The organism is Actinomadura sp. 3N407 (assembly GCF_052245875.1).
Lineage (GTDB): Bacteria > Actinomycetota > Actinomycetes > Streptosporangiales > Streptosporangiaceae > Spirillospora.
The window spans coordinates 1-656 of sequence record NZ_JBQQBP010000086.1; the positions used below are offsets into that span (position 1 = coordinate 1).

1 protein-coding gene is annotated in these 656 nt (G+C 54.4%); it reads right to left on the reverse strand.

What is annotated here, in order from left to right; all coding sequences use genetic code 11:
* Positions 1-656: DUF4214 domain-containing protein (locus tag ACTWPP_RS45040; RefSeq protein ID WP_443110626.1), on the reverse strand; the 656-nt coding region annotated here is incomplete at both ends.

The following is a 656-nucleotide window of genomic DNA, read 5'->3' on the forward strand; positions in this document are numbered from 1 at the left end:
CTAGAACACCCAACCCGGATTTCAGATGCTGGTCATATTCGCCAACCTCAGCAGACACAGCTGCGAGGTCCGCCTGAAGCGGAATTACAGCAGAACGAATCGTGGTCCTGAGGTTCTCCTCAAGGGTATCCAACGCGGACTTTAGGCGCCGATCACCGTCCCGTACCTCGGCAGTGAGCGCCGCGAACTCGACCATCAGTTGAGCGTTGGCCTCGCGGGACTGGTTTCTGTTTTCCGCAACCAACTGCAAGACCTCTGTCCTGCCGGATTGCAGCACATCCATGATCCCGGCCAACGATGACTCATGATGCAAACTAAGCTGACGAACATCGTGCGCAAGACCACGAGCGATCTTCAGATTTTCGGCGACGACTTTAGGCAGACTAACGACATCAATCATCTGTTTGATAACCGGTAGCTCTCCTAGCCGCTTAAGCGCAACGACAAGACTTAAGCCAGCGACGCGATTGCCGGCGCTCTTTCCCTCGCTAGACCTCTTGATGTCCACAAGAATGGACAGTTTTCCTTGTCCAGCCGAGAGACGGGTGCTGTAGTGCTCTTTACCGACGCTATCAGGCTCTCGACCCAGCACCGCACGAAACGCTTCCGAGATGAAGCGATCACCATCGCGATCAAGAATTTCGCGTAGATGATAT